The organism is Actinomadura fulvescens (genome assembly GCF_039533225.1).
In the GTDB taxonomy this organism is placed as follows: Bacteria; Actinomycetota; Actinomycetes; order Streptosporangiales; family Streptosporangiaceae; genus Spirillospora; species Spirillospora fulvescens.
In genome coordinates this window covers 324155-347936 of the sequence record NZ_BAAATD010000003.1, presented here as the reverse complement: position 1 = coordinate 347936, position 23782 = coordinate 324155, and the positions used below count along the sequence as shown (strand labels likewise).

General features: G+C 73.8%; 28 protein-coding genes and 2 tRNA genes. 13 read left to right on the top strand and 17 right to left on the bottom strand.

What is annotated here, in order from left to right; all coding sequences use genetic code 11:
- The first annotated feature begins 34 nt into the window (after positions 1-34).
- On the top strand, positions 35-979 hold the full coding sequence (locus ABD333_RS13600) for an ArsR/SmtB family transcription factor (RefSeq protein WP_344540951.1): 945 nt from the start codon (positions 35-37) through the stop codon (positions 977-979).
- On the top strand, positions 976-1668 hold the full coding sequence (locus ABD333_RS13595) for a hypothetical protein (protein ID WP_344540949.1): 693 nt from the start codon (positions 976-978) through the stop codon (positions 1666-1668). Before ABD333_RS13600 ends, ABD333_RS13595 begins: the two co-directional genes overlap by 4 nt.
- Positions 1669-1676: 8 nt before the next feature.
- Here ABD333_RS13595 and ABD333_RS13590 read toward each other — a convergent pair whose 3' ends face one another.
- Positions 1677-2723, bottom strand: coding sequence for a tyrosine-type recombinase/integrase (locus ABD333_RS13590; RefSeq protein ID WP_344540948.1), 1047 nt, complete (start codon positions 2721-2723; stop codon positions 1677-1679).
- A 164-nt stretch (positions 2724-2887) separates the two neighbouring features.
- On the opposite strand from ABD333_RS13590, the gene ABD333_RS13585 reads away from it, so the two are divergent.
- A complete protein-coding gene (locus ABD333_RS13585; RefSeq protein ID WP_344540946.1) occupies positions 2888-3346 on the top strand; it encodes a hypothetical protein in 459 nt (152 codons plus the stop codon).
- Between the two features lie 43 nt (positions 3347-3389).
- Here ABD333_RS13585 and trxA read toward each other — a convergent pair whose 3' ends face one another.
- From trxA to ABD333_RS13570, 3 genes are all read right to left on the bottom strand, one after another.
- Positions 3390-3704: a thioredoxin gene (trxA, locus tag ABD333_RS13580; RefSeq protein WP_344540944.1), complete on the bottom strand. Its 315-nt coding sequence runs from the start codon at positions 3702-3704 to the stop codon at positions 3390-3392.
- On the bottom strand, positions 3586-4083 hold the full coding sequence (locus ABD333_RS13575) for a MerR family transcriptional regulator (protein WP_410558642.1): 498 nt from the start codon (positions 4081-4083) through the stop codon (positions 3586-3588). Before ABD333_RS13575 ends, trxA begins: the two co-directional genes overlap by 119 nt.
- A gap of 206 nt (positions 4084-4289) precedes the next feature.
- A complete protein-coding gene (locus ABD333_RS13570) occupies positions 4290-5267 on the bottom strand; it encodes a threonine ammonia-lyase (protein WP_344540942.1) in 978 nt (325 codons plus the stop codon).
- Between the two features lie 70 nt (positions 5268-5337).
- Here ABD333_RS13570 and ABD333_RS13565 point away from each other — a divergent pair, with 70 nt between their 5' ends.
- From ABD333_RS13565 to ABD333_RS13535, 7 genes are all read left to right on the top strand, one after another.
- The gene (locus ABD333_RS13565; protein WP_344540940.1) at positions 5338-5826 is read left to right on the top strand and encodes an Lrp/AsnC family transcriptional regulator; all 489 of its coding nucleotides are present in this window, start codon (positions 5338-5340) and stop codon (positions 5824-5826) included.
- Between the two features lie 63 nt (positions 5827-5889).
- A complete protein-coding gene (locus ABD333_RS13560; RefSeq protein WP_344540938.1) occupies positions 5890-7167 on the top strand; it encodes an MFS transporter in 1278 nt (425 codons plus the stop codon).
- 95 nt (positions 7168-7262) lie between these two features.
- Positions 7263-8594, top strand: a complete 1332-nt coding sequence (locus tag ABD333_RS13555; RefSeq protein WP_344540936.1) for a cytochrome ubiquinol oxidase subunit I — start codon at positions 7263-7265, stop codon at positions 8592-8594.
- A 71-nt stretch (positions 8595-8665) separates the two neighbouring features.
- Entirely contained in the window at positions 8666-9415 is a 750-nt protein-coding gene (locus ABD333_RS13550) for a cytochrome d ubiquinol oxidase subunit II (RefSeq protein WP_344540934.1), read from the top strand.
- 28 nt (positions 9416-9443) lie between these two features.
- Positions 9444-11183: a thiol reductant ABC exporter subunit CydD gene (gene cydD / locus ABD333_RS13545; protein WP_344540932.1), complete on the top strand. Its 1740-nt coding sequence runs from the start codon at positions 9444-9446 to the stop codon at positions 11181-11183.
- A gap of 5 nt (positions 11184-11188) precedes the next feature.
- Positions 11189-12883 (top strand): thiol reductant ABC exporter subunit CydC, encoded by a 1695-nt coding sequence (gene cydC / locus ABD333_RS13540; protein ID WP_344541567.1) that lies wholly within the window; start codon positions 11189-11191, stop codon positions 12881-12883.
- A gap of 203 nt (positions 12884-13086) precedes the next feature.
- Complete coding sequence (locus ABD333_RS13535) at positions 13087-13545, top strand: Rho termination factor N-terminal domain-containing protein (protein ID WP_344540930.1); 459 nt, start codon at positions 13087-13089, stop codon at positions 13543-13545.
- 126 nt (positions 13546-13671) lie between these two features.
- Here the strand turns inward: ABD333_RS13535 and ABD333_RS13530 are convergent, their stop codons facing one another.
- The 10 genes from ABD333_RS13530 to ABD333_RS13485 form a co-directional block, all read right to left on the bottom strand.
- The gene (locus tag ABD333_RS13530; RefSeq protein ID WP_344540928.1) at positions 13672-14088 is read right to left on the bottom strand and encodes a gas vesicle protein K; all 417 of its coding nucleotides are present in this window, start codon (positions 14086-14088) and stop codon (positions 13672-13674) included.
- Positions 14085-14291: a gas vesicle protein gene (locus ABD333_RS13525; RefSeq protein WP_344540926.1), complete on the bottom strand. Its 207-nt coding sequence runs from the start codon at positions 14289-14291 to the stop codon at positions 14085-14087. The genes ABD333_RS13530 and ABD333_RS13525 overlap by 4 nt, the downstream gene beginning before the upstream one ends.
- Positions 14288-15142 carry a GvpL/GvpF family gas vesicle protein gene (locus ABD333_RS13520; RefSeq protein WP_344540924.1) on the bottom strand — a complete coding sequence of 285 codons (855 nt, stop codon included), beginning with the start codon at positions 15140-15142 and terminating at the stop codon, positions 14288-14290. Before ABD333_RS13520 ends, ABD333_RS13525 begins: the two co-directional genes overlap by 4 nt.
- Positions 15139-15576, bottom strand: coding sequence for a gas vesicle protein (locus ABD333_RS13515; protein WP_425546910.1), 438 nt, complete (start codon positions 15574-15576; stop codon positions 15139-15141). Before ABD333_RS13515 ends, ABD333_RS13520 begins: the two co-directional genes overlap by 4 nt.
- Before the next feature lie 36 nt (positions 15577-15612).
- Positions 15613-15879 (bottom strand): gas vesicle protein GvpO, encoded by a 267-nt coding sequence (locus ABD333_RS13510; RefSeq protein ID WP_344540922.1) that lies wholly within the window; start codon positions 15877-15879, stop codon positions 15613-15615.
- Between the two features lie 5 nt (positions 15880-15884).
- Complete coding sequence (locus ABD333_RS13505) at positions 15885-16124, bottom strand: gas vesicle protein GvpG (RefSeq protein ID WP_344540920.1); 240 nt, start codon at positions 16122-16124, stop codon at positions 15885-15887.
- Position 16125: 1 nt separating this feature from the next.
- Positions 16126-16872 (bottom strand): GvpL/GvpF family gas vesicle protein, encoded by a 747-nt coding sequence (locus tag ABD333_RS13500; protein ID WP_344540918.1) that lies wholly within the window; start codon positions 16870-16872, stop codon positions 16126-16128.
- 4 nt (positions 16873-16876) lie between these two features.
- On the bottom strand, positions 16877-17305 hold the full coding sequence (gene gvpJ, locus ABD333_RS13495) for a gas vesicle protein GvpJ (protein ID WP_344540916.1): 429 nt from the start codon (positions 17303-17305) through the stop codon (positions 16877-16879).
- A gap of 205 nt (positions 17306-17510) precedes the next feature.
- A complete protein-coding gene (locus ABD333_RS13490; protein ID WP_344540914.1) occupies positions 17511-17822 on the bottom strand; it encodes a hypothetical protein in 312 nt (103 codons plus the stop codon).
- 76 nt (positions 17823-17898) lie between these two features.
- Positions 17899-19686: a thiamine pyrophosphate-requiring protein gene (locus ABD333_RS13485; protein ID WP_344540912.1), complete on the bottom strand. Its 1788-nt coding sequence runs from the start codon at positions 19684-19686 to the stop codon at positions 17899-17901.
- A gap of 226 nt (positions 19687-19912) precedes the next feature.
- Between ABD333_RS13485 and ABD333_RS13480 the strand changes: the two genes are divergently transcribed.
- Positions 19913-20815 carry an EamA family transporter gene (locus ABD333_RS13480; protein WP_344540910.1) on the top strand — a complete coding sequence of 301 codons (903 nt, stop codon included), beginning with the start codon at positions 19913-19915 and terminating at the stop codon, positions 20813-20815.
- 6 nt (positions 20816-20821) lie between these two features.
- Here the strand turns inward: ABD333_RS13480 and ABD333_RS13475 are convergent.
- Both ABD333_RS13475 and ABD333_RS13470 read right to left on the bottom strand, forming a co-directional pair.
- Positions 20822-20893: transfer RNA gene (locus ABD333_RS13475), tRNA-Arg, on the bottom strand.
- A gap of 23 nt (positions 20894-20916) precedes the next feature.
- A tRNA-Cys gene (locus ABD333_RS13470) sits at positions 20917-20987 on the bottom strand.
- A 239-nt stretch (positions 20988-21226) separates the two neighbouring features.
- On the opposite strand from ABD333_RS13470, the gene ABD333_RS13465 reads away from it, so the two are divergent.
- The gene (locus tag ABD333_RS13465; RefSeq protein ID WP_344540908.1) at positions 21227-21805 is read left to right on the top strand and encodes a GNAT family N-acetyltransferase; all 579 of its coding nucleotides are present in this window, start codon (positions 21227-21229) and stop codon (positions 21803-21805) included.
- Between the two features lie 14 nt (positions 21806-21819).
- Here the strand turns inward: ABD333_RS13465 and ABD333_RS13460 are convergent, their stop codons facing one another.
- On the bottom strand, positions 21820-22605 hold the full coding sequence (locus tag ABD333_RS13460) for a leucine-rich repeat domain-containing protein (protein WP_344540906.1): 786 nt from the start codon (positions 22603-22605) through the stop codon (positions 21820-21822).
- Between the two features lie 225 nt (positions 22606-22830).
- Between ABD333_RS13460 and ABD333_RS13455 the strand changes: the two genes are divergently transcribed.
- Entirely contained in the window at positions 22831-23751 is a 921-nt protein-coding gene (locus ABD333_RS13455) for an alpha/beta hydrolase (protein WP_344540905.1), read from the top strand.
- Positions 23752-23782: the final 31 nt, after the last annotated feature.

Below are 23782 nucleotides of genomic sequence, written 5' to 3'. Positions count from 1 at the left end.
CACCCCGCTATCGTTTCGCCAGGAGGCGCGGACGATGGGCTGGTGGCAGGTCAACGCGGACACCCTCGCGCGCGGCCACTTCGTCATCTCACCCCTGGCCGAGACCACCGCCGCCCTCAAGACCCTCCACCACGCCACACCCGCCCACCCCCGCGAACGCGCCTGGCTCGACACCCACCTGCCCGCCTACCGGCGGCGCCTGGCGGCCGACCCGGTCACCGCCCTGCTCGTCCACGCCGCCCTGGGCCCCACATGGAACGCCACGTTCCTCACCCCGGCACCCGTCCCCGGCGCCACGTTCGACCAGGAACTCACCCGCGTCCGCGCCACCCCGCCCGGCACCGCCCGCACCGACCTCGGCCCCTCACTGCGCGGCCCGCTGCCCACCGCCCTCGACCGCGACGACCTGCCCGAACGCGCCGCCGACCTGCTGACCTGGATCTGGACCCGCACCGTCCACCCCACCTGGCCGCACCGCCGCCGCGCCCTCGAAGCCGACATCATCGCCCGCACCACCCATCTCGGCCACGGCGGCTGGGCCGCCGCCCTCGGCGACCTGCGCCCCGGCATGCGCTGGCTCGGCGGCGACCGCCTCCAGATCACCACCCACGACCACCCGCCACGCCACCTCACCGGCGACCAGCTCGTGTTCGTCCCCGTCACCCCGCACCGCACCTGGCTCGCCTGGGACGACCACCGCTCCGCCGTCGTCTACCCCTGCTCCGCCACCCGCCGCACGCCCGCCGCCCTCGCCGCGCTCCTCGGACCCCGCCGAGCCGCCGTCCTCACCCTCCTCGACACCCCCAAAAGCACGACCCAGCTCACCACCCTCACCGGCCACGGCCTCGGCACCATCGGACGCCACCTCAAAATCCTCCTCGACGCCCACCTCATCCAGCGCCGCCGCGCCGGGCACTCGGTCCTGTACCACCGGACCGCGACCGGCGACGCCCTCGTCCAAGCCCAGGAGAACCCATGAGGGTCCCCACCCGCACGACCTCCGGCCCCCCTGCGGCCGACGCCCGGCCCACCGCCCCATACCTGTTCTGGCTCGCCGTCACCGCCATCGCCTACGGCCTCACCCACCACATCGGGTTCGGCCTGGCGTGGCTCGGCAACGCGGGGGAGACCCGGTGGGCCGACTGGGCCGACCTCATCACTCCCTACGCCGTCCTGCTGCCCGCCGCCGCGGCCCTGCGCGCCGGGGGAGCATCACCACGCCTCTGGATCGTCTACCTCGCCGGCGCCCTCACCTACGTCGAAGGCCACGGCATCCACCTGGCCGCCAACTCCGTCAGCAACGCCGACCCCAGCGACCTGGTGCACCTGTGGGACGAGGTCGTCGGCCACTACCTGTGGTACGGCGGCCTCAGCGTCGTCTTCGCCGCCCTCGCCGCCGCCCTGGCCCACCGCCCGCCGGTCCGCGGGCCGGTGCCCGCCGTCCTCGCCCTGGTCACCGGCGTCACCTTCACCACCAACGCCCTGGAAGGCGGCACCGCGATCGCCGCGATCGCCGTCACCGCGGCCTTCACCGCCTGGGGCTGGCGCACCCGCCGCCACCTCGGCCGCCTCATGATCGGCGTGTTCGCGCCCGCGCTGCTCCTGCTCATCGCCTACGGCATCCTGCACGGCGGCTTCCCCGAACCCTCCGACATCGGCTGGGTCTGAGCCCGAGGTCAGGGGATCGGCTCGGGATCGTCGCGGCCCAGCAGCGGATGCACGCGCATCGCGGCCTCCAGCTCACCCGGCAGCTCGTCGCGATAACGCCCCAGCGTCGACAGATCCGCGTGCCCCAGCACCCGCCGCACCGCGTCCATGTCGGTCGCCGCCGCCAGCAGATGCGTCGCCGTCGTATGCCGCAGACCATGCGGGGTGACGCTGCGCCGCCGGCCCGGCTCCACCCGCGCCAGCACCCGGTCGATCACCGCCTGCACATCACCGCGCGCCAGCCGCCGGCCCCGCCACGACAGCAGCAGCGCCTTGGGCTCGACGCCGCGGTCCAGCAGCGGGCGGCCCTCGGCCAGGTAGGCGTCCAGGACCTGCGCCACCGGCCGGGGGAGCGGCACGTCCCGGGTGCGCCCGCCCTTGCCGAAGATGCGCCAGTAACGGGTGCCGGCGTTGACGAAGAAGTCCTCGGAGTTGGCGCCCGTCAGCTCCGACACCCGCGGCCCCACCGCCGCCAGCACCAGCACGATCAGCGCGTCCCGCAGCTCGGTCCGCTGATCGGACCGGCCACCGCGCGGCCGGTCGGTGCTCAGCTCCCGCGCCGCGCCCACCAGCCCCGCCGCCTGCTCGGTCGTCAGCGCGCGGCGCTCGGCGCGCAGCCCGCCGCGCTGCTTGGACCGCACCGTCACCGTGAGCATCGGGTTCAGCTGCACCCAGCCGGAGATCGCCGCGTGCTGGAAGAACGCCGACACCGAACGGCGGAACCGCGCCTGCGACGCGGCGCTCTGCAGGGCGGCGCCGCCACCGGGCCGCTCCGCCGCGCGGCGCCCGTCGGGCTTGCGCGCGAACCGCAGCAGCACCTCGTCGACGTCGGCGCCGTCCAGGTCGTCGAGCACCCGCTCAAGCCCGGCCAGGCCCGCGAAGGTGTGCACGTCGCGCGCGTACACCTCGGCGCTGCCGGGCGCCAGCGCGCCCGTCGCGGTCTTGGCACGGACCATCTCGACATAACGGTCGACGGCCTCGGCCACGGTGAGACGCTGAACATCGGCAGGACGCACCTGACGGACGTTACCGGCCGCCTCCGACAGAATGAGAATCGGAAAACAAGAACAAAACCGGACAGAACCCCTCTTCTGTCCGGTTTCAGAACGCGACCGGATCCGGCGGAATCGAGCCGCCCGCCGTACCGTTCACCCCCATAACGATCACCAGGAGGACAGCGGTGCTGGACGAGGGACTCTTCGAGCAGGTCGGCGAGATCGTCAGGGGATCGGCGCCACCTGCCCTGGGCGAGCTGCGGCTCATGGTGCGCCGCACCGGCGTCAAGGCGTGGTTCGGCGACCCGGCGCCGCACCGCGAGCACTACGAGGCCCAGGCCATCGGCGCCGACCTGGTCACCGGCGCCCGCGAGCTCGCCATCGAGATCGGCTTCCACGCCGAGCACCCCAAGGCCGCCGACAACGACGCCGCGCTCGAACGCCTCACCGGCCACCAGGACCGCTGGCGACCGGCCCTGGGAGACGACGCGGTCGCCGGCCCGTTCATCGGCCCGGCCAACTGGCGCCGCGTCTCCGAACTGTGGCTCGACCCCGACCTCACCGACGGCGACATCGCCTTCGAGATCGGGGTGCGCCTGGTCGACTACATGACGGCGCTGGAGCCGCTGCGCCGTACACCCTGAACACCGCCCGCCGGTGCCCAAGAGGCGCACGGGTGCGTATGGGTCAGAGATGCGGGGCCAGGTCGGCCAGCAGGCGGCGCTTGGACCGGGCGCCCACGATCTGCAGGGCGACCTCGCCGTCGCGGTACAGGGTGAGGGTGGGGAAGCCCATCACGCCGTACCGCTGGGCGATGTCGGGGTGGTCGTCGCCGTTGAGCTTGGCGACCGTGAGGCGGTCACCGTACTCGGCGTCGATCTCCTCAAGGATCGGCGCGATCATCCGGCAGGGCGGGCACCACTCGGCCCAGAATTCGACCAGTACCGGTGTGCCGCCGCGCAGGACCCGCTCGTCGAAGGTCTCGCTGGTCAGATCGATCATCGTTGGTGCCCTTCGGGGACAGGGCGCAGCCCGGGCAGGCGCGCGCCAGCTGGGAGGCCAGATCGGCCCGGCGCCGGATCAGGTCGCCGATCTCGCGGTCGAGCTCGGCGAGTTTGCGCTGGTAGACCGCTATCGACTGGGGACACGAGCCGCCCGAGTCGTGGCCGGCCCGCAGGCAGTCCACGAACGGGCGGGCGTCGTCCAGCGTGAACCCGGCGGCCAGCAGCGTGCGGATCTCGGTGACGAGCCGCACGTCCGCCTCGTCGTACTCGCGGTAGCCGTTGCCCGCGCGGCGCGCCGGGAGCAGTCCCTGCTGCTCGTAGTAACGCAGCGCGCGGGTGCTCACCCCGGCGCGTTCGGCCAGCTCACCGATCCGCATCCGCACTCCCTGATCTTCGGCCGTCAGCGACGGTAACCCTTGACACCGGCGTCAAGGTCAAGCCGCCGCGGCTGGTGTCTTCTTCCCGGCGCCCGTCGCGGCCTCCGTCGTGGCGTCCGTCCCGGCGCCGCGGTCAGGTGTCGGGTTCGCGGTGTTTCGCCGCCCCTCTTCCCCCGTTCCGTCGTTGGTCGATAATGTACATTATGTTAAGTAAGCCGGTAGAGGCCGAGGTCGGCGTTCGCTCCGGTGAGGACGGTGGCGACCACGTCCCCGGGGACGTCGCGGGCGGCGATGGCGGCCAGGCCGGCCGCCCCGGCGGGTTCCAGCAGCAGCCCGAGCGTCTCGGCGGCCAGGTGCATCGCGGCGAGCAGTTCGTCGTCCGCGATCAGCAGCAGGTCGTCGACGAGCGCGCGGGTGCGGACGACGGCCTGGGGCTCGGGGCGCCGGATGCAGATGCCCGCGGCGATGGTCGCGCCGGTTTCCACGGCGAGGTGCCGGCCGGTGCGCCAGGAGCGTTCCAGGGCGGGTGCGGCGGCCGAGGTGACGCCGACGACGCGCACGTGCGGCGCGTGGGCCTTGACCCAGCGGGCGACGCCGGCGATGAGCGCGCCGTCGCCGACCGGCACCACGAGGGTGTCGAACGGTTCGCCGCGCAGGAGTTCGACGCCGATGGTGGCGTTGCCCTCGTACACGGCGGTGTCGCTGCCGTCGACGGCGTAGTAGCGGCCGGGTGCTTCGGCGGCGTAGGCGGCGGCGTGGTCCTTGTGGGAGCCGTCGACGCGGTGGACGCGGGCGCCGAACGCGGCCATGCGCCGTGTCTTGATCTGTGAGGCGGCGGCGGGCACGAACACCTCGGCGCGCAGGCCGTGGCGGCGGGCGGCGTAGGCGATGGCCTGGCCGAAGTTGCCGCCGCCCGATCCGCACACCACGGTGCTCCCCTGCGGCAGGCCGCCGACCAGGTGGTCGGCGCCGCGGCCTTTGAAGCTGCGCAGCGGGTTGAGGGTCTCGACCTTGGTGATGACGCGGCGGCCCAGGCGTGCCTGGAGTTGTTCGTCGGCGTACTGGGGGCTGTCGCGGAACAGCGGGTCGATGGTGGTGGCGGCGCGGGCGATGCGGTCCAGGTCCAGGCCGAGGTCGGGCCCGAGATCAAGGTCGAGGTCGGGGTCGGTGGTGTGGTGGGTCATGGGTGGAACGGTAGGCGGGGCGGCGGTGGCGGCGTTTGAAGATTTTCCCGCCGCGGTGCAAGATTCTTGCGTGGACGCCGGATACCGCCTCGACGAGATCGATCACCTGCTGCTGGGGCTGGTGCAGGTGGACGCGGCTAGGCCGCTGCATGAGCTGGGTGACCAGGTGGGCCTGTCCCCCAGCGCGGTGCAGCGGCGGCTGACGCGGCTGCGCGCGGCGGGGGTGATCCGGGCGCAGGTGGCGGTGCTGGAGCCGCGGGCGGTGGGCGCGGCGTTGACGGCGGTGGTGCTGGTGGCGCTGGTGGACGATGACGCGGCGCATCACGAGGGGTTCCGGGCGCGGATGCGGGCCGAGCCGGCGGTGCAGCAGTGCTTCAACATCGTCGGGCAGTGGGATTACGTGGTGGTGCTGGTGACGGCGGATCTGGCGGCGAACCGGGAGGTGTCGCGGAGGTTGTTCGTCGGGGACGCGACGCATGTGCAGCGATTTGAGACGTTGCCCGCGTATGAGACGGTGAAGTCGGGTTTGACGGTGCCGCTGCCGGAGGTGGCGGGGTAGGCTGCCGCCATGACGTGGCGATATTGATCTTCAGTTGAGCCTGGGTCCGGGCTGGCGCGCCGGTTGTACGCCTGCGCGTTCCTTGAGGACTTCGTTCTGCTGTATCCGGTGTACGCGCTGTTGTTCGCCGACACCGGCCTGTCCCCCGCGGCGATCTCGTCGTTGTTCGTCATCTGGGCGGTCGCGGGTTTTGTGTTCGAGTTGCCGTCGGGTGTGCTCGCCGACGTGGTGTCGCGGCGCCTGCTGCTGGTGGCCGCTCCCCTGCTGACCGGTGCGGGTTTCGCGCTGTGGACGCTCGTGCCGTCGTATCCGGCGTTCGCCGCGGGGTTCGTGCTGTGGGGTGTGGGGACGGCGCTGCGTTCAGGGTCGTTGCAGGCGCTGGTGTACCAGGAGCTCGCGCGGGTGGGGGCGGCGGGTTCGTACGCGCGGGTGATGGGGCGGTCGCAGGCGCTGGGCACGACGGCGATCATGCTGGCGAACGGGGTGGCGGCGCCGGTGATGGCGGCGGGCGGTTACCGGGCGGTGGGCGTGGCGAGTGTCGTGGCGTGCGTGTTGTGCGCGGTGGCCGCGTGGTCGTTGCCGGAGTCGCGCGGCGAGCGCGCGCGGGCGAGCCCGGGTGAGGGCGCGGACGCGAGCCCGGACGCGGATGCTGATGAGGGCGCGGGTTCGGGTGAGGGCGCGGGTTCGGGTGAGGGCGCGGGTTCGGGTGAGGGCGGCGGCGAGGGGCCGTTTCTTGAGGTGCTGCGGGACGGGGTGGCGCAGGTGCGGCGGGTGCCGCCGGTGCGTGGGGCGTTGGTGCTGACGATGGCGGTGATGGGGTTCGGGGCGCTGGATGAGTATCTGCCGATGCTGGGGCGTTCGACGGTCGCCGCGGCGGCGGCGGCGGTGCCGGTGCTGATGCTGGTGGTGGGTGTGGGTGAGACGGCGGGCGGGTGGCTGGCGGGCCGGGGTGTGCGGTGGCTGGCGCCTGCGTTGCTGGTGGCGGCGGTGTGCCTGGCGGCGGGGGCGCTGAGCGGGCGGCCGGAGGGGATGGTGCTGGTCGCGGTGGCGTTCGGGGTGATCCAGTGGGCGATCGTGGCGGTGGAGGCGCGGCTGCAGGAGCGGATCTCTGACCGGTCGCGGGCGACGGTGATGTCGATGGCGGGGTTCGGGGCCGAGGTGGTGGCGGTGCTGGTGTTCGCCGGGTATGCGCTGGGGTCGGTGTGGGCGGGTCCGGGGGTGTTGTTCGCGGTGGCGTCGGTTCCGTTCGTGGTGATGGGGCTGGTGCTGTGGGCGCCGGTCCGGGCGCCGGCCGGTGTGGTGGGCCGGGTGGTGGGCCGGGTGCTGGGCCGGCGCCGTTGACGGCTGCGTACGGGGCGGGGTGTATCGGGTCGCGGCCGGTTGTACATCTGCGGATGTAGGCGGGTGGGTGGTGCTGCGCCAAAGGCGCACGGCGGGTGAACGCTCGGGCCGGATTCGGCGGCGGCGGCGGTCCGGTCAGGATCGGGGCGTACCGGAACGATCGTGATTTGGGGCGTGAGCTGATGGATGCGCTGATGCTGGCCCGGGTGCAGTTCGCGTTGACGGCGGGGTCGCATTTCCTGTTCGTGGCGTTGACGCTGGGCCTGGCGACGCTGGTGGCGGTGATGCAGACCCGGGCGACGGTGTCGGGCAGCGTGGTGCACGCGCGGATGACGCGGTTCTGGGGCCAGCTGTATGTGATCAATTACGCGGTGGGGATCGTCACGGGCCTGGTGATGGAGTTCCAGTTCGGGTTGAACTGGGGCGGCATGACGCGGATGGTCGGCGGGGTGTTCGGGGCGCCGCTGGCGATGGAGACGATCGTGGCGTTCTTCATCGAGTCGACGTTCCTGGGGTTGTGGATCTTCGGGTGGGATCGGCTGAACCGGTGGGCGCACCTGGCGCTGATCTGGGTGGTGACGCTGACGGCGTACTTGTCGGCGTACTTCGTGCTGGTGGCCAACGGGTGGCTGCAGCGGCCGGTCGGCTACGAGATGGTGGACGGGGCGGCGCGGCTGACGGATCTGGGTGCGGTGATGGGCAACCCGACGGCGGTGCTGGCGTTCTTTCACGTGCTGTTCGGGGGGTTGCTGACGGCGGGGTTCTTCATGGCGGGGGTGAGCGCGTTCCATCTGTTCCGGCGGACGGCGGAGGTGGAGTTCTTCCGCCGGTCGATGCGGATCGGGCTGCTGACGGTGATGGTGTCGGTGTTCCCGGTGGTGGTGTTCGGCGGGATGCAGTTCGCCCAGGTGCAGCCGACGAAGAATCCGCGGTCGGATGACGCGGCGGCCAAGGCGGCGGAGTTCGCGGCGCGGTTCGGGCCTGATGACTATCTGGCGCCGGGGCTGACCGACGCGGGGCTGGCGACGATGATGACGTCGTGGACGGTGATGGTGCTGCTGGCGCTGGTGGCGCTGGTGAAGTTCCCGTTCGCGGGCTGGCTGGTGCGGGGCCGGGTGTTCCACGTGGTGATGATGCTGGCGGTGCCGCTGCCCTATGTCGCGATGCTGGCGGGCTGGGTGTTCCGTGAGGTGGGGCGGCAGCCGTGGATGGTGTACGGGGTGCTGAAGACCAGCGACGCGCTGTCGGAGGTGAGCCCGGGGTGGATCACGGCGTCGTTCGTGGGGTTCACGTCGTTGTTCGCGGTGCTGATCGCGGTGAACGCGTGGCTGCTGGCGCGGTACGCGCGGCGGGGCCCGGAGGGGGCGCGGCTGGGTGCCCCTCCCCCGGCGGAGCCGGCGGCGCCCGCCCTGACGGCGACGTTCTGACCGCGACGTTCTGACGGCCGGTGTCCTGACGGCCGGCGTTCTGACCCTCCTGATGTTGTGAGTGGAGCCTGATGATGGAGATTTTGGCGGTCGTGATGCTGGCGGTGTTCGCCGGCGCGTATCTGGTGCTGGCGGGCGCCGACATCGGGGTGGGCATGCTGCTGCCGGTGCTGGGGCGTTCGCAGCGGGAGCGGCGGGTGGTGATCGCGGCGATCGCGCCGTTCTTCCTGGGCAACGAGGTGTGGCTGGTGTCGGCGGCGGGGATCGTGGCGGGCGCGTTCCCGGGGCTGGAGCACCATCTGCTGGAGGGGTTGTTCCCGCTGTTCGTGGCGTTGCTGCTCGGGTGGGTGGTGCGTGACATGGGGTTGTGGCTGCGGGGCCGGGTGGACGCGGCGGCGTGGCGGTGGGGGTGCGACGCGGCGATCGTGGCGGGCAGCTGGGCGCTGGCGCTGGCGTGGGCGTCGGTGCTGGGGTCGGTGCTGGCCGGTGGTGCGGGCCTGAACGCGGGGTCGGTGGCGGGGTTGCCGCTGGCGGTGTTGTTCGCCGCGCATGGTGCGGCGTTCGCGCGGTGGCGGCTGACGGGTGCGCCGGTGGCGCGGGCCGACCGGTTCCCGGCGCCGTATCCGCTGACGGGGGCGGCGCTGGCGACGATGGCGCTGGTGGCGGGGACGCGGCTGCCGTGGTCGGACGCGGCGGCGCAGGGGTCGGGGCTGGCGGTCACGGCGGTGACGACGGTGGTGCTGCTTCCGGTGCTGCTGGCGGCGCAGGCGCTGGTGTGGTGGACGTTCCGTGGCCGTGTCGATTCCCCGTCGTATCTGTGAGGGGCGCGGGGATGGCCGGGAGGTCGTGGTGAAGGCGGTCGAGCGGCGGCTGCTGCGCCGTCTGCCCCGCGGTGTGGTGGTGGTGCTGGCGGGGTTGGCGGCCGGGCAGGGGGTGCTGCTGGTCGCGCAGGCGGAGCTGCTGGCGCGGGCGATCGCCGGGCTGGAGGGCTGGCCGCTGCTGCCGCTGGCGGGCGTGGTGGCGGGCCGTGCGGCGCTGGCGCGGGTGACCAGCGGTGTGGCGGGGCGGGCCGCGGCCACGGCCAAGCGGGAGCTGCGCGAGGCGCTGCTGGCGCGGCCGTGCGCGGGTGCCGGGGCGAGCCCGGGTCCGGGTGAGCGGGTGACGCTGCTGACGCGTGGGCTGGACGCGCTGGACGCGTTCTTCACCGGGTATGTGCCGCAGCTGCTGGCGGCGTGCGTGGTGCCGGTGCTGGTGCTGGCGCGGCTGCTGGCCGCCGACTGGGCGTCGGCGCTGGTGGTGGCGGCGACGGTGCCGCTGGTGCCGCTCTTCGGTGCGCTGGTGGGGATGCGGACGGCGGCGCTGACGGGCCGGCAGTGGGGGCTGCTGCAGCGGCTGGGCGGGCATTTCCGCGATGTGCTGGCGGGGCTGTCGACGTTGCGGGCGTTCGGGCGGACCGGTCATCAGTCGAGGGTGGTGCGGGAGCTGGCGGATGAGCATCGGCGCGCGACGGTGGGGGCGCTGCGGGTGGCGTTCTTGTCGTCGCTGGTGCTGGAGCTGGTGTGCGCGCTGTCGGTGGCGCTGGTCGCGGTGCCGGTGGGGTTGCGGCTGATGGAGGGGCGTGTGGCGTTGTCGACGGGGCTGCTGGTGCTGTTGCTGACGCCGGAGGCGTATCTGCCGCTGCGGGCGCTGGGCGCCCGGTTCCATGCGAGCGCGGAGGGGGTGGCGGCGGCGGAGCAGGCGTTCGCGGCGCTGGACGCGCCGGTGGAAGACCGCGGCGGGCGTGTCCCCCGCGGCGGGGCGGCGGCGCCGGAGATCGTGCTGGAGGACGTCACGGTGCGCTACCCGGGGTCGCGGCGGGAGGCGCTGCGGGGTGTGTCGCTGCGGATCGCGCCGGGTGAGCGGGTGGCGGTGGCGGGGCCGTCGGGCGCGGGCAAGTCGACGCTGCTGCTGGTGCTGCTGGGGTTGGTGACGCCGGAGTCGGGCCGGGTGCTGGTGGACGGCGAGGACCTGGCGGAGCTGGACCTGGCGGCGTGGCGGCGCCGGATCGGCTGGGTGCCGCAGGCGCCGCATCTGTTCGCGGCGTCGGTGGCCGACAACATCCGGCTCGGTGTGCCGGAGGCGTCCGATGAGCGGGTGGTGCGGGCGGCGCGGGCCGCGGCGGCCGAGGAGTTCGTCGCCGCGCTGCCGGAGGGGTACGCGACGGCGCTGGGTGAGGGCGGCGCGGGCCTGTCGGCGGGGCAGCGGCAGCGGCTGGCGGTGGCGCGCGCGTATCTGACGGGTGCGCCGCTGATGCTGCTGGACGAGCCGTCGGCGCGGCTGGATCTGGCCAGTGAGCGGGCGCTGGTGGAGGGCGCGGCACGGCTGCTGGCCGGCCGTACGGCGTTGATCGTGGCGCATCGGCCGGCGCTGCTGGGCCTGGCGGACCGGGTCGTGCGCATGCGCGAGGGCCGGCTCGTCAACGACGCCCCGCACAACGCGGGCCGTGCCGACGGCGTGAGCAGCGCGGACGCCGCAGATGATGCCGGCGGGGCCATCGGTGTGAACGACGGCGGCGCGGGTGTGGTGCCGGGGCGCGGGGAGGCGGCGTGAGCGGGATGTGGGGTGCGGTCCGTCCGCACGCGGGGCGGCTGCTGGCGGCGGCGCTGGCCGGGGTGGCGGCGGAGCTGTGCGGGCTGGGGCTGGTCGCGGCGGCGGCGTGGTTGATCGCGCGGGCGGCGCAGCGGCCGGAGCTGGCGGCGTTGTCGCTGGCGATCGTGGCGGTGCGCGGGTTCGCGCTGGCCAAGGGGTCGCTGCGGTATCTGGAGCGGCTGGCGGGTCACGATGTGGCGTTGCGGGCGCTGGCGGAGCTGCGCGGGCGGGTGTTCGACGCGCTGGCGGCGCGGCGCCGGGACGTGGCCTCGCGTGACGGGGACGCGTTGACGCGGATGGTGTCGGATGTCGACGCGGTGCAGGATCTGCTGCTGCGGTGCCTGCTTCCGGGGGTCGCGGCGGTGGTGTGCGGCGTGGCCGGGGTGGTGGTGTGCGCGGTGGCGGTGCCCGCGGCGGCGGTCGTGGCCGCCGGTGGCCTGCTGGCCGCGGGGGTGGTGGTGCCGTGGGCGGCGTGGGCCGCCGGTGGCCGCGCGGCGGTGCGGGCCGCGGCCGAGCGTGAGCGGCTGGCGGTGCGGGCGCTGGACGTGCTGGAGGGGGGCGCGCAGCTGGCGGTGTTCGGCGCGTCCGGCCGGTTCACCGCGGCCGCGCGGCGGTCGGCGGGGCGGCTGGCCGATGCCGAGCGGGCCGCGGCGCGGGTCGCGGGCGCGGTGACGGCGGCGGGGTTCCTGGTGCAGGGTGTGACGGCGGCCGGGGCGGCGTGGGCGGCGATGCGCGCGGGCGGCGACGAGGTCGCGGTGGCGGTCGTGGCGCTGACGGCGCTGGTCGCGGTGGAGGCGGTGCTGCCGCTGGCGGCGGCGGCGCAGCGGCTGCGTGAGGTGCTGCCGGCGTCGCGGCGGGTGGCGGAGCTGCTGGCGTCCGCTCCCCCGCCGCCGCGTCCGGTGCCGCCGGTGCCGCTGCCGCGCGGGCCGCTGGCGGTGGATCTGCTGGGTGTCCGCGTCGCCTACGGCGAGCGTGGCGGGTACGCGCTGGACGGCGTGGATCTGACGGTGGAACGCGGGCGGCGCGTGGCGGTGGTGGGGGCCAGCGGCGCGGGCAAGAGCACGCTGCTGGCCGTGGTGTCGGGTGCGGTGGAGCCGGTGTCGGGGACGGTACGGCTCGGCGGTCACGATGTGGCCTCCCGTGACCCCGGTGAGGTGCGTTCGGCGGTGCGGGGGCTGGCTCAGGACGCGCACGTGTTCGCCACCACGGTCCGCGGCAACCTGATGCTGGCCCGTCCGGACGCCACGCAGGCGCAGCTGGAGGCGGCGGCGCGGCGGGCGCGGCTGCTGGAGGTGGTGGAGGGGCTGCCCGGCGGGTGGGACACCGTCGTGGGTGAGGGCGGGCGTGGCCTGTCGGGCGGGCAGCGGCAGCGGCTGCTGCTGGCGCGTGCGCTGCTGGCCGACCCGCCGGTGCTGGTGCTGGACGAGCCCGCCGAGGCGCTGGACGCGGCCACCGCCGACCAGATCACGCGGGAGCTGCTGACGCTGCCGGGCGGCGGCACGCTGCTGCTGGTCACCCACCGGCTGGCCGCGCTCGACGCCGCCGACGAGGTGGTGGTGCTGGACCGCGGCAAGGTCGTGCAGCGAGGCCGCCACGAGGACCTGCTCGCCCGTCCCGGCGCGTACCGCGACCTGTGGGAGTCGGAGCTGCTCACCACCTGACCCGGGCCAGGTGTGTCACGACATCGAGACGGTCTCATGACGTGGTCAACACGGCCGGGACGTGGACGGGCGGGCAGCGGCCCCCGGGCCACCCGTGGGACGGTGTTTGTGCAGGTCATGGGTGTTTGCGCATGGAGGGCGCCGCATCGGGTAGGGCGCGCACCGACCATTCGTGCGATCTCCCGGGAGGGGGCGAACGTTTGATGCCGCGACCAGGCGACGTACCGTCGGCCTTCCGGCGTTCTCCGCAGGTGGCCCAGGAACTGCTGGGCAAGGCCAGGCACCGCATCGGCCGGCTCGGTGAACGGTGGCGGCCCGCGCTGCGCCGTAAACTGCGGCCCATCGGGCCGGGCAACATGCAGCCGGGGCCCGCGCCGCTGGAGGAGCCGGACGAGGCACGGGGTCCTGAGCCGCCCCGGCCGCGCAAGGCGGGCACATCCACCAAGGCTTCCGCCAAGAAGAAGACGCCCGACGGCAAGCCCGCCAAGCGGGCGGCGGCCAAGAAGGCTCCGGCCGCCGCCGACGCTGACGGCGAGGGTCCTGCCAAGCGGGACCTGTACGAGCGGGCGCGCAAGCTGGACATCCCCGGCCGCTCCAAGATGAGCAAGCAGGAGCTGGCCGACGCGATCAGCAAGGCCGAGGAGAGCGGGTCACGGCGGTAGCGGCCCGTCGCGCCGGCGCCCGGCCGTGCTCACGGCCGGGCGCTGGCGTCCTGGCGGCAGGGAATTCGAGCGGCGGGGAGGGGCCCGGTGGCGCCCCTGTCCACGCGCCACCGGGCCCATGGTCGCTCACACCTCGGGCAGGAGCGGGCCGAGCGGGCCCAGGTCGAGGTTGAGGTCGTGGTCGTCCAGGCCGAAGTGGTCCTTGAGCTTCTGCATGGCCTGCTCCAGCCGCATCAGCGCGAGCCCGAGGTCCTCGACCTGGTCGTCGGTGAGGCCGCCGCCCTCGACGCGGCGCAGCGCCTGGCGTTCCATCAGCTGCCGGATCAGCTCGACGAGGGTGAGGACGAGCTTGACCAGGTCGCGTTCGACGGTCTCGGGGTCGGAACGCAGCCGCTGCATCACGCCGGACGAACGCGCCGTGCCGTGCGACGGGGCGCGTGGGGTGGCGCGTGCCGCCACGGGCGTGGCCGCGGGTACGGCGCGGCGGGCGGCGGGATAGGTCGCCGAGTGCTGGTGGGTGATGGGGCCGTGGTCGTCGTTCACTGGTCCTGCTCCCCCATGAGGTCGTCGCGGACGGCGGTGATGAGGGCGCGCAGCGAGACGTGCACCAGGTCGATCTCGGCGATGGAGATGACCAGGTCGCCGCTGATGACCACGCCGCCGGCCAGCAGCCGGTCGAGCAGGTCCACCAGCGCCACCCGCTCGGCGGGCACCGACGGGTGACCGGTGTCCAGGGCGACCGTCATCGGCGCTCCCCCGCCGCGGCGTCGCCGGTGTCGATGAACGAGTAGGGCGGCCAGGGCCCGGTGACCTCGGCGCCGATGCCCGGCAGGCGCCCGTCCAGGTCCTTGACCGCCGCCAGGAAGCCCTCCACGCGGTCGTCATCCAGCAGGTAGGCGACGTTGAGGATCTGGGTGCCGTCGTGGCCCGACAGCTTGGGGTCCTGCGGCGGGTGCTGGCGCGCGGCGACGGCGAGCTCGGCGAGCTCGGCGTGGATGGCCTGGGCCTGCGCGGTGACGCGGCGGCCGGCCTCCTCGCGGCGCCTGCGCTGCGCCTGCCGGTTGCGCAGGTACGCCGCGCCCGCCCCCGAACCACCGGCCGGCGAACCGGCGTCCCGGCCGGCCGGGCCGGCCGGGTCGGCGCCGGTGGGGGCGGCGGCCATGGCTTCGGGGTAGGCGTAGGCCTTGACGCCCCATTCGGAACGGCCGGTGATGCGGTCCAGCGCGCGGGCGAACGCGTCGTGCCGCTCGGTGAGCAGCCGTGCCACGCGGTCGTCGTCGCGGTAGAGGGTGGCGATCCGTACCGGTGCGGTGGGCGCGGCACGGGCGACCTGGTCGACCACGTCGTGGTGGGCGCGCGCGGTGGCCTCCAGGAACGCCAGGTCCTCCAGGTTGGCGCGCAGCGCCTCCTCCCCGTAGTCGGCCTCCCGCACCGTGCTCACCAGCGCGGTCAGGCCACCGGCGGTGACGGCGCGCACGGGTGCGCGGCCGACGCCGGGCGCGGCCGGGACCGCCGCCGGGTCCAGGTCCCGCGACACCGCGTACAGGTAGACGGCGGTCCCGGCCGCCGCCGCGGTGTCGTACGCCGCTCCGGTCACTGTCGGTCACCGCCTTTCCCGGTGGTCTTCTTCCCGCCGGTCGTTTCGGCGGGGTCGTCGCGGTGCGCCGCCTCCAGCGCCGCGATGCGCTCCCGGAGCCGCTCGTTCTCCTTCAGGACCTGCCGTTGCCGGTCCAGTTCCGCGTCGGGGGCGCCCTCGTCGGCCTGCCGGCGTGCGCGCGACGACAGCGACGGGTCGTGTTCCCACCAGTCGATGCCCATCTCCTTGGCGCGGTCGACCGAGGCGACCAGCAGCCGCAGCTTGATGGTGAGCAGCTCGATGTCCAGGAGGTTCACCCGGATGTCGCCGACGATGACGATCCCCTTGTCGAGGATGCGTTCCAGCAGGTCGGCGAGGTTGGCCGTGGGCCGCTGTTCCATGCCCATCGAGCGGGCCGGTGAGCGGGCACCGGTCCAGGACAGATCGTCGGTCACGTGTGCAGTACCTTCCTCGGTGTCGGTCCCGGAGGGTCAGTCCCGTCCGCCCCGGTCGACCTGGCCGCGCAGGTAGCGGCGGTGGCGGCGGTAGGACACCAGGTCGCCGCCGTCGTCCAGCGCGGTCTGGTAGATGGCGAGGATGTCGGCCGAGTCGGGGATGCGGTGGGTCTCCACGATCTCCACCGCGACCTGCCAGCCGTCGTCGGAGCGTTCGACGCCCACGACGCCCTCGGCGTCCCGGCCGGTGAGCCGGGTGACATGGTCCACGGCGTGCTTGGCGGCCTCGGACGCGGAGATCATCGTGATCAGCCCTCCTGGGGCCGGTTCTGGGTCAGCCGGGCGATGAGCTCCTCTTCCCGCTCGGCGGCCTCCTCCTCGCTCATCTCTCCGGCGGCGACCGCGTCGGCGATGTACTGCATCTCCGCGGCGATCTTGCCGGGGTCGTACAGCTGCGCCTCGGCCTGCTCCTTGAGCACCTCGGCGAGCCACACGACCCCGCGGACGGGAGCCAGCGGGAGGGTCACCAGCCCGGTGAACAGGCCCACCTCAGGCCTCCGGGACGAAGTCGTAGGGCGGCAGCGGCCCGACCAGCCGCAGCTTGATGCGGTCGCCGTGGGCCTGGCCGAGCTTGTCGACCGCCGCCTCGAACTCCTCCCGCCTGCCGCGGTCGATGAGGAACGCGGCGTCCAGCACGTCCTCCTCACGCGCCGGCGGCTTGTTCACCACCGACTCGGCGACGCCGGCCAGCGGATCCAGCAGCGCCCGGCCGTCGTCGTCGCGGCGCCGCTCCAGCGCGTGCGCGATCATCTCGCCGAGACGGACCCGGTCGTAGTAGACCGCGTCGGCGGCGTCGGCCGGCACCTGCCGGATCCGTTCGCTCAGCGCCGCGATCTCCGGTTCCTGCTCCATCACCTCACGCAGGACGCTGTCCTCCACGTAGGTGCCCTTGAGCCGCAGCTCCAGGCGCCCGTCCAGGCTGTCCAGGACCTGGCCGAGCCGGTCGGCGTTGGCGGCCAGCAGCTCCTTCTCCACCGCTTCGCGGCCGCTCATCGCGGCGCCGAACCGGAACGGGACGACGACCGCGCCGGCGTCCAGGAACTCGTTGAGGACCTTCTGGTGGGCGACCAGGTCAGCGCGTTCGCCGAGGGCACGGCCCTGCGGCAGGTCACCGACGATCGCGCCGACGCCGTCGCCGTCGATCAGCTCGACGGGCCTGTCGTCCAGCCCGGTCAGCCCCGCGGGGACCGGCGTGCCGGCGCGGGTGACCCCGTAGACGTAGGAAGGAGTGGTCATCGTTTTACTCCTCCTCCTTCTTGCTGCCGCGGCGCGACCGCGCGGGCTGCTTCTCCTCCTCCTCGGAGCCGCCGAAGGTCTCCTTCAGCTTCTCCGAGGCGCCTTCCAGCGCGCCCTTGGTCTTCTTGTTGGCGCCCGACTCGGTCATGGTGTCGATCATCTGCGGGAGGCCCTTGGACGTGCCGTCGTGGGCGATGTCCAGCCGGTTGACGGCCTCGGCGAACCGCAGGTAGGTGTCGACACTGGCCACCACGATCCGCACGTCGACGGTGAGGATCTCGATGCCCACCAGCGACACCCGCGCGTACACGTCGATGACCAGTCCCTTTTCCAGGATCAGGTCGACCACGTCGGCCAGGCCGCTGCCCGACCGGCCACCGCCGCCCTGCGAATAGGTCGTGCCCGACGTCTGCTGGGCGATGGGCCCAGTCATGTCATCACTCCTCGGGGGTCGGGGGATTGTCGATGTTCAGTTCGACCACTACCCGTCCTGTTCCACCTAAACGGGACATCCGGATCCGGCCAGACGCGAACAGCCGGACACCCAAACAGCCCGACACGGACGGGCGCGGGGACGGGAACGGCCGCGGGCCGACGGTCGTCGTCGGCCCGCGGCCGTTCACCCGGCCACGCCGGGGTCAGCGCCTGCGTGCGCGGCGCACAGCCCACACCGCCGCACCGGCGGCGGCGGCCGTCGCCGCCGCGGCGGGCGCGGCGCGCAGCAGCTTGTGCAGCGACAGCAGGCGGGTCAGGCCCGCCAGTTTCCGTGGGACGGCGCCCACCTGGGCCACCGCCCGGCCACCGGCCCGCACCGGGGCGGCGGCCTTGGAGGTGCCTTCGGACGCGGTCGTGGAGGTGTCGCGCGCCGCAGCGGCGGCGCGGTCCTTGGTGCCGGTGGCGCGCTGCGTCACCTGCCCGGTTCCCTTGCCGGGCACCGACGGGGTGTTCATGGGTGGTCTCCTTGCCGTGATGAGGGGTTCGCCCTGACGAGCGATCGGGGATCTTCGGGATCGCCGGAGCCCTCGGTCAGCCGTGCCGGCGGACCTCGAAGAACTCGGCGAGCTTCTGCCGGAACGCCATCGCCGCGACCCCAACCCGGTCGGGGTCGTGCCACAGCGCCTTGGCGGTCTTCCTGGCCTGGTCGGACATGATGTGCGGCGGCAGCGGCGCCACGCGCGGGTCGACGACGAACTCCAGCACGACCGGCCGGCCGGCGCCCAGCGCCCGCTCCCACGCCGCGCCGACCTGGTCGGGGTCGGTGCAGCGGATGCCCGTCAGCCCCAGCAGCTCGGCGAACGCCGCGCACGGCACGTCGGGCAGGTCCTGCGAGGCGGGGAACTTCGGGTCGCCGCCCATGGCGCGCTGCTCCCACGTCACCATGTTCAGGTCACGGTTGTTCAGCACGCAGAACACCATCGGCGCCCCGGCCAGCCGGTCACCGTACCGCGCGACCGTGATCATCTCGTTCATGCCGTTCATCTGGAACGCGCCGTCCCCCACGAACGCCACCACAGGCCGGTCGGGATGGGCGAATCGCGCCGCGATCGCGTACGGCACCGCCGGCCCCATCGTGGCCAGCGTGCCCGACAGCGACGCGCGCATCCCGGCGCGCAACCGCAGCTGCCGCGCCCACCACGTGGTCCCCGACCCCGAGTCGGCGGTGAGGATGGCGCCGCCGGGCAGCCGGTCGCTCAGCTCCCACGCCACCAGCTGCGGATTGATCGCCTCGAACCGCTGGTGCGCCTGGCGTTCCAGGATCCGCCACCACTCCGCGACGTCGGCCTCGACGCCCCGCCGCCAGGTGCGGTCCTCCTTGCGCTCCAGATAAGGGATCAGCAGCCGCAGCGCCTCCCGCGCGTCACCGGCCAACCCCGCGTCGACCGGCACCCGGCGGCCGATGCGGCGCGCGTCCTGGTCGATCTGCACCACCCGGGCCCTGCCCTCCTCGGGCAGCCACTCGGCGTAGGGGAACCCGGTGCCGACCATCAGCAGCGTGTCGCACCTCATGAGCATGTCGTCGGTGGCGCGCGAGCCCAGCAACCCCACCGGGCCGGTGACGAACGGCAGATCGTCGGGCAGCACGTCACGGCCCAGCAGCGCCTTGGCCACACCGGCGCCCAGCAGGTCGGCGACCTCGGTGAGCTCGGCGGCGGCACCGCGCGCGCCCTGCCCCGCCAGGATCGCCACCCTCGTCCCGGCGTTGAGGATCTCGGCGGCGTCCCGCACGTCGTCGACCCGCGGGATCACCTGGCCGCGATGGAAACCGACACCGGAGAACACGCTGCCGTGCGCCCGTTCCGGCGCGGGCACCGCCTCCTCCTCCTGCACGTCCTCGGGAAAGATAATGGTCGCGACACCGCGGCTCGCGGCGGCCGTCCGCATCGCCTGGTCCACCAGATGCCGGGCCTGCGCCGCCGTCATGCACACCTGCACGTACTCCGACACGTCCTTGAACAGCGCCGCCAGGTCGACCTCCTGCTGGTAGTCGGCGCCCAGCGACGCCCGCCGCTGCTGCCCCACCAGCGCCACCACCGGCGCGTGGTCGAGCTTGGCGTCGTACAGGCCGTTGAGCAGATGGATCGCGCCCGGCCCCGACGTGGCCATGCACACCCCGACCTCGTCGGTGAACTTGGCGTGACCGCACGCCATGAACGCCGCCATCTCCTCATGCCGCGGCTGCAGGAACTCCGGATCGTTCTTGGCGCGCTCGAACGCGCCGAGGAAACCGCTGATGCCGTCCCCCGGATAGCCGTACACCCGGTGCACGCCCCACTCCCGCAGCCGCGCCAGGACGTAGTCGGCGACCTGTGTCATCGTTCCCTCCTCGCTGTGGGTCCGCCGTCGCTCATCCGAACGTGGTCATCGCGTGTCCTCCGGTGGATGTCGCGGCCGCCGATGTCACGGGGGGTCACCCAGCGCCCTACCCGGCCCGTCACCGGCAAACATGCCCACCCCGCCCCGGGCGCGACGGCGCCGGCCACGGGCCACGCACGTTTACGGCGGTGACCACGGTTAGGCAAAGGGACATGAGGGGAACACGATGATGCCCGGAGAACTGCTGGCCCTGGCGGCCGCCGCCGGATTCGGGATCACCCACTTCACGGCCGGGCTGCTGGCACGCCGCGCACCCGGCGTCACCGTCGCCCTGCACACCCAGCTCGGCGGCACCGCCATCGCCGTCGCCGCCGCGCTGCTGTGGACCTCCGGGAGCCCCCGCGCGGCCGACCTGGCCTGGGGCGCGCTGTCGGGCGCCGGATCGGGCATCGGCGTGGCGTTCCTCTACCGCGCCATGGGACGCGGATCGCTGTCGGTGGTGGTGCCGCTCAGCGACATCGGCACGGTCGCGATCCCGGTGCTGGTCGGCCTCGCCGTCCTCGGCGACCGGCCGTCACCACTGGGCGCCGCCGGCATCGCCCTGACGATCCCCGCCATCTGGCTGGCCGCCGCCGGACCCGCTCCCCCACCCGCCGGCCCCCGCACCACCCCGCCGCGACACGCCGGCGCCCACCACCGCACCGGCCGCCTCCGGCCGGCACCCGGCGTCACCGACGCTCTCCTGGCCGGAACGGGCTTCGCCGTGCAGTACCTCGCCCTCAAACCCGTCCCCCTGGACGCCGGACTGTGGCCCATCGCCGCCAGCCGCGCCGCGTCCGTCGCGGTCACCCTCCCCTGGGCGCTGGCCGCGGCCGGCGTCCCCCTGCGCCTGCCCGCACGCCAAGCCCTGCCCGCGCTCGCCGTCGGCACCGTCGGCAGCACGGCGGTCCTGCTGTACTGGATCGCCGCGCACCGCGAACTGCTGGCCGTCGCGACCGTCCTCGCGGCGCTCTATCCCGTCATCCCCGTCGTGCTCGCGCTGGTGTTCCTGCGCGAACGCCTCACCCGCAGGCAGATCCTCGGATTGTGCGGCGCCGGCGCCGCCATCGCGCTGCTCACCGTCCCCTGACCGCTGTCTCCCCGGCAGGAATCGAACCTGCGCACCCGGCTTCGGAGGCCGGAGCTCTGTCCCCTGAGCTACGGAGAGCCGACCCGATGACCGGGCCACCGAGACGCAGGCGGGAATCGAACCCGCGTACGCGGCTTTGCAGACCGCTGCCTCACCACTCGGCCACTGCGTCCAGAAAAACGAAAAGCCGCCGGCCCGGAAGCTCCGGACGGCGGCGGCGAACCCGTCGTCACACGGGACACACCGATCCGGCCGGCCGGGACCGCCGGGCACACGCCACGGCGCCGACACGCGGACAACACGTCATCCCCGGCTCCCTTCCCGCTCGGTGCGGCATCATCGATCCCCACCCTGCCCGCAACCCCACCCCGGTTTCAACGGGTTTTTCCCGCGCCGCTGTAAAGTTCCGCAATGACCCCGGTACCGGTGCTGACCACCGAACGGCTCATCCTGCGCGGCTGGCACGACGACGACCGCGCGCCGTTCGCCGCCATGAACGCCGACCCCGCCGTCATGGAACACTTCCCCGCCACCCTCACCCGCGCCGAAAGCGATGCGCTCATCGACCGCATCACCGCCGGCTTCGCCCGGCACGGCTTCGGCCTGTGGGCCGTCGAGACCGCCCGCACCGGCACCTTCATCGGCCTGACCGGCCTGTCGGTGCCCGCCTTCGACGCCCACTTCCTGCCGGGCGTCGAGATCGGCTGGCGCCTGGCCACCACCGCGCAGGGCCACGGCTACGCCACCGAGGCCGCCCGCCGCGCCCTGGCGTTCGGCTTCCAGGACGCCGGGCTGAACGAGATCGTCTCGTTCACCTCCACCACCAACCACCGCTCCCAGGCCGTCATGCGCCGCATCGGCATGACCCACGACCCCGCCGACGACTTCGACCACCCCGCCGTCCCCGACGGCCACCCCGTCAAACGCCACGTCCTCTACCGCATCGACGCCGCCACCTGGGCGGCCACCGCCCACCAGCCCGCCCGCTGACCCCCCGGCGACCCTCACGCGTACACGACGCAGCCGCGCCCCTCCAACGCGCCGATCACCTCACCGGACCCCGCGCCGAGAGGGTTCCAGCGCACATCGAGCTTGTCGAGCGCGGGCATCTCCCCCAGCCACCCCGGCAGCGTCCGCACGCCGTTGGCGCGCAGATCCAGATGACGCAGCGACCGCAACCGGCCCGCCGCCTCCGGCACCGCGGTCAGACGGTTACGGCGCAGGTTGAGGACCCTCAGCTCCACCAACTGCCCCACTGCCTCCGGAACACCGGCCAGCAGGTTGCCCTCCACATGCAGCTCACGCAGCCCCGCCAACCCACCGATCTCCGCGGGAAGCGCGGTCAGCGCGTTGCGCATCGCCCGCAACTCCCGAAGACTCCCCAGCGCGCCGACCGCCGGCGGCAACACCGTCAGGCCATTGTCGTTCACGTTCAGATACACCAGATCGGCCAGCGCACCGACCTCCTCCGGCACAGAGCTCAGTCCCAGATCCGCCGCATACAGATAACGGAGCCGCCGCAGCGCCCCCAACCCCTCCGGCAGCACCGCCAGATCCTCGTTGCCGCTCAGATCCAGCACCCGCAGCCCCGGCATCGACGCCACCGGCGGCAACGCCCCCAGCCTGTTGCCGTCGACGTACAGCTCCGCCAGCGCCGTCAACTCCACCAGCCGCCCGCTGACCTCCGTCAGCGCGTTGGCGCCGACGTCCAGGCACCGCAGCCCGGGCCGATCCCACACCCACGCGGGCACCGCCGTCAGCCCCGCTCCCCGCAGCCGCACCTCTCCCATCACCCCGACCCTAGATCAACCCCCGGCGGCCGTACGGTGAGGCCATGACCGCGCTCCTCCCCCGGCCACGGCCCGCCCGGCCTGGTCCGTGGCCGCCTCAACATCACGCTGCGCGAGTCCGGCATCGATGACGGGTTAAGGGAGAGCTGAGGTAGAGGAGTTTTTCCACCCGCCTGCTTGACAATGTAAGGTTCAAGGTGGGACATCCGACCTTCCGGGAGAGCCATGGGCCGCGACCCCGACTACCTGGCCTACCTGCGGCGACGGCTGGCCGCCGAGCCTCCGCCCGGCAGCAGGACCCTCGCCCAGCTGCGCCAGGACCACGCCGCGGACCTCGCCGCCCTCCCCCGCCCCACGGTCGACCTCGTCAAGGACATCACGATCGACGGACCCGGCGGGCCGCTGCGCGCCCGGCTCTACCGCCCCGCCGCGACCGGCCCCTCTGCCTGCCTGGTGTACTTCCACGGCGGCGGCTGGGTCCTCGGCGACGTGGACTCCTACGACCCCGTCGCCCGCGCCCTCACCGTCGCCTGCGGCGTCGCGCTGCTGTCGGTGGACTACCGGCGCCCGCCCGAGCATCCCTTCCCCGCACCCGTCGACGACGGCGTCGCGGCCGTCCGCTGGGCCGCCGCCAACACCGCCGCCCACGGCCTGGACCCCGGGCGGCTCGGCGTCGCCGGGGACAGCGCGGGCGGCCAGATCGCCGCCGCGACCGCCTGGCGCCTGCGCGGCACCGGCCCGCGCCTGGCCCTGCAGCTGCTGGTGTACCCGGCCGTCGACCTGCGCGACGTGCCGCCCGACCTGCCCGACCCCGACGGCCTGCGGTTCCCCCGCTCGGGCGTCGACCGGATCCTGAAGCTGTACCTGCGCGACACCGACCGCACCGTCCCCGAGGTGTCACCGCTGCTCGCCCCCGACCTGACCGGCATGCCGCCCACCATCGTCGCCACCGCCGAACACGACCGGCTGCGCCCCCAGGCCGAGCGGTACGCGGCGCGCATGGCCGACGCGGGCGTCGACGTCACCCTGCTCACCGGCACCGGCCTCGACCACGGCTTCCTCGGCTGGGGCTCGTTCGCGCGGCGGCCCGCCGACGCCATCGCCCGCATCGGCGCCACGGTCCGCGCCGCCCTCACCGCGACCTGACCCGGCGGTTGTCGATTACGGGGCGAGCCGA

Excerpts from the sequence above, each read along its gene's own strand:
- ABD333_RS13600 (WP_344540951.1), top strand. The coding sequence starts at position 35 with ATGGGCTGGTGGCAGGTCAACGCGGACACCCTCGCGCGCGGCCACTTC.
- ABD333_RS13595 (WP_344540949.1), top strand. The coding sequence starts at position 976 with ATGAGGGTCCCCACCCGCACGACCTCCGGCCCCCCTGCGGCCGACGCC.
- trxA (WP_344540944.1), bottom strand. The coding sequence starts at position 3,704 with ATGATCGATCTGACCAGCGAGACCTTCGACGAGCGGGTCCTGCGCGGC.
- ABD333_RS13575 (WP_410558642.1), bottom strand. The coding sequence starts at position 4,083 with ATGCGGATCGGTGAGCTGGCCGAACGCGCCGGGGTGAGCACCCGCGCG.
- ABD333_RS13570 (WP_344540942.1), bottom strand. The coding sequence starts at position 5,267 with ATGACCCACCACACCACCGACCCCGACCTCGACCTTGATCTCGGGCCC.
- ABD333_RS13550 (WP_344540934.1), top strand. The coding sequence starts at position 8,666 with ATGATGGAGATTTTGGCGGTCGTGATGCTGGCGGTGTTCGCCGGCGCG.
- cydC (WP_344541567.1), top strand. The coding sequence starts at position 11,189 with ATGTGGGGTGCGGTCCGTCCGCACGCGGGGCGGCTGCTGGCGGCGGCG.
- ABD333_RS13535 (WP_344540930.1), top strand. The coding sequence starts at position 13,087 with ATGCCGCGACCAGGCGACGTACCGTCGGCCTTCCGGCGTTCTCCGCAG.
- ABD333_RS13525 (WP_344540926.1), bottom strand. The coding sequence starts at position 14,291 with ATGACGGTCGCCCTGGACACCGGTCACCCGTCGGTGCCCGCCGAGCGG.
- ABD333_RS13510 (WP_344540922.1), bottom strand. The coding sequence starts at position 15,879 with ATGATCTCCGCGTCCGAGGCCGCCAAGCACGCCGTGGACCATGTCACC.
- ABD333_RS13500 (WP_344540918.1), bottom strand. The coding sequence starts at position 16,872 with ATGACCACTCCTTCCTACGTCTACGGGGTCACCCGCGCCGGCACGCCG.
- gvpJ (WP_344540916.1), bottom strand. The coding sequence starts at position 17,305 with ATGACTGGGCCCATCGCCCAGCAGACGTCGGGCACGACCTATTCGCAG.
- ABD333_RS13490 (WP_344540914.1), bottom strand. The coding sequence starts at position 17,822 with ATGAACACCCCGTCGGTGCCCGGCAAGGGAACCGGGCAGGTGACGCAG.
- ABD333_RS13485 (WP_344540912.1), bottom strand. The coding sequence starts at position 19,686 with ATGACACAGGTCGCCGACTACGTCCTGGCGCGGCTGCGGGAGTGGGGC.
- ABD333_RS13480 (WP_344540910.1), top strand. The coding sequence starts at position 19,913 with ATGATGCCCGGAGAACTGCTGGCCCTGGCGGCCGCCGCCGGATTCGGG.
- ABD333_RS13465 (WP_344540908.1), top strand. The coding sequence starts at position 21,227 with ATGACCCCGGTACCGGTGCTGACCACCGAACGGCTCATCCTGCGCGGC.
- ABD333_RS13460 (WP_344540906.1), bottom strand. The coding sequence starts at position 22,605 with ATGGGAGAGGTGCGGCTGCGGGGAGCGGGGCTGACGGCGGTGCCCGCG.
- ABD333_RS13455 (WP_344540905.1), top strand. The coding sequence starts at position 22,831 with ATGGGCCGCGACCCCGACTACCTGGCCTACCTGCGGCGACGGCTGGCC.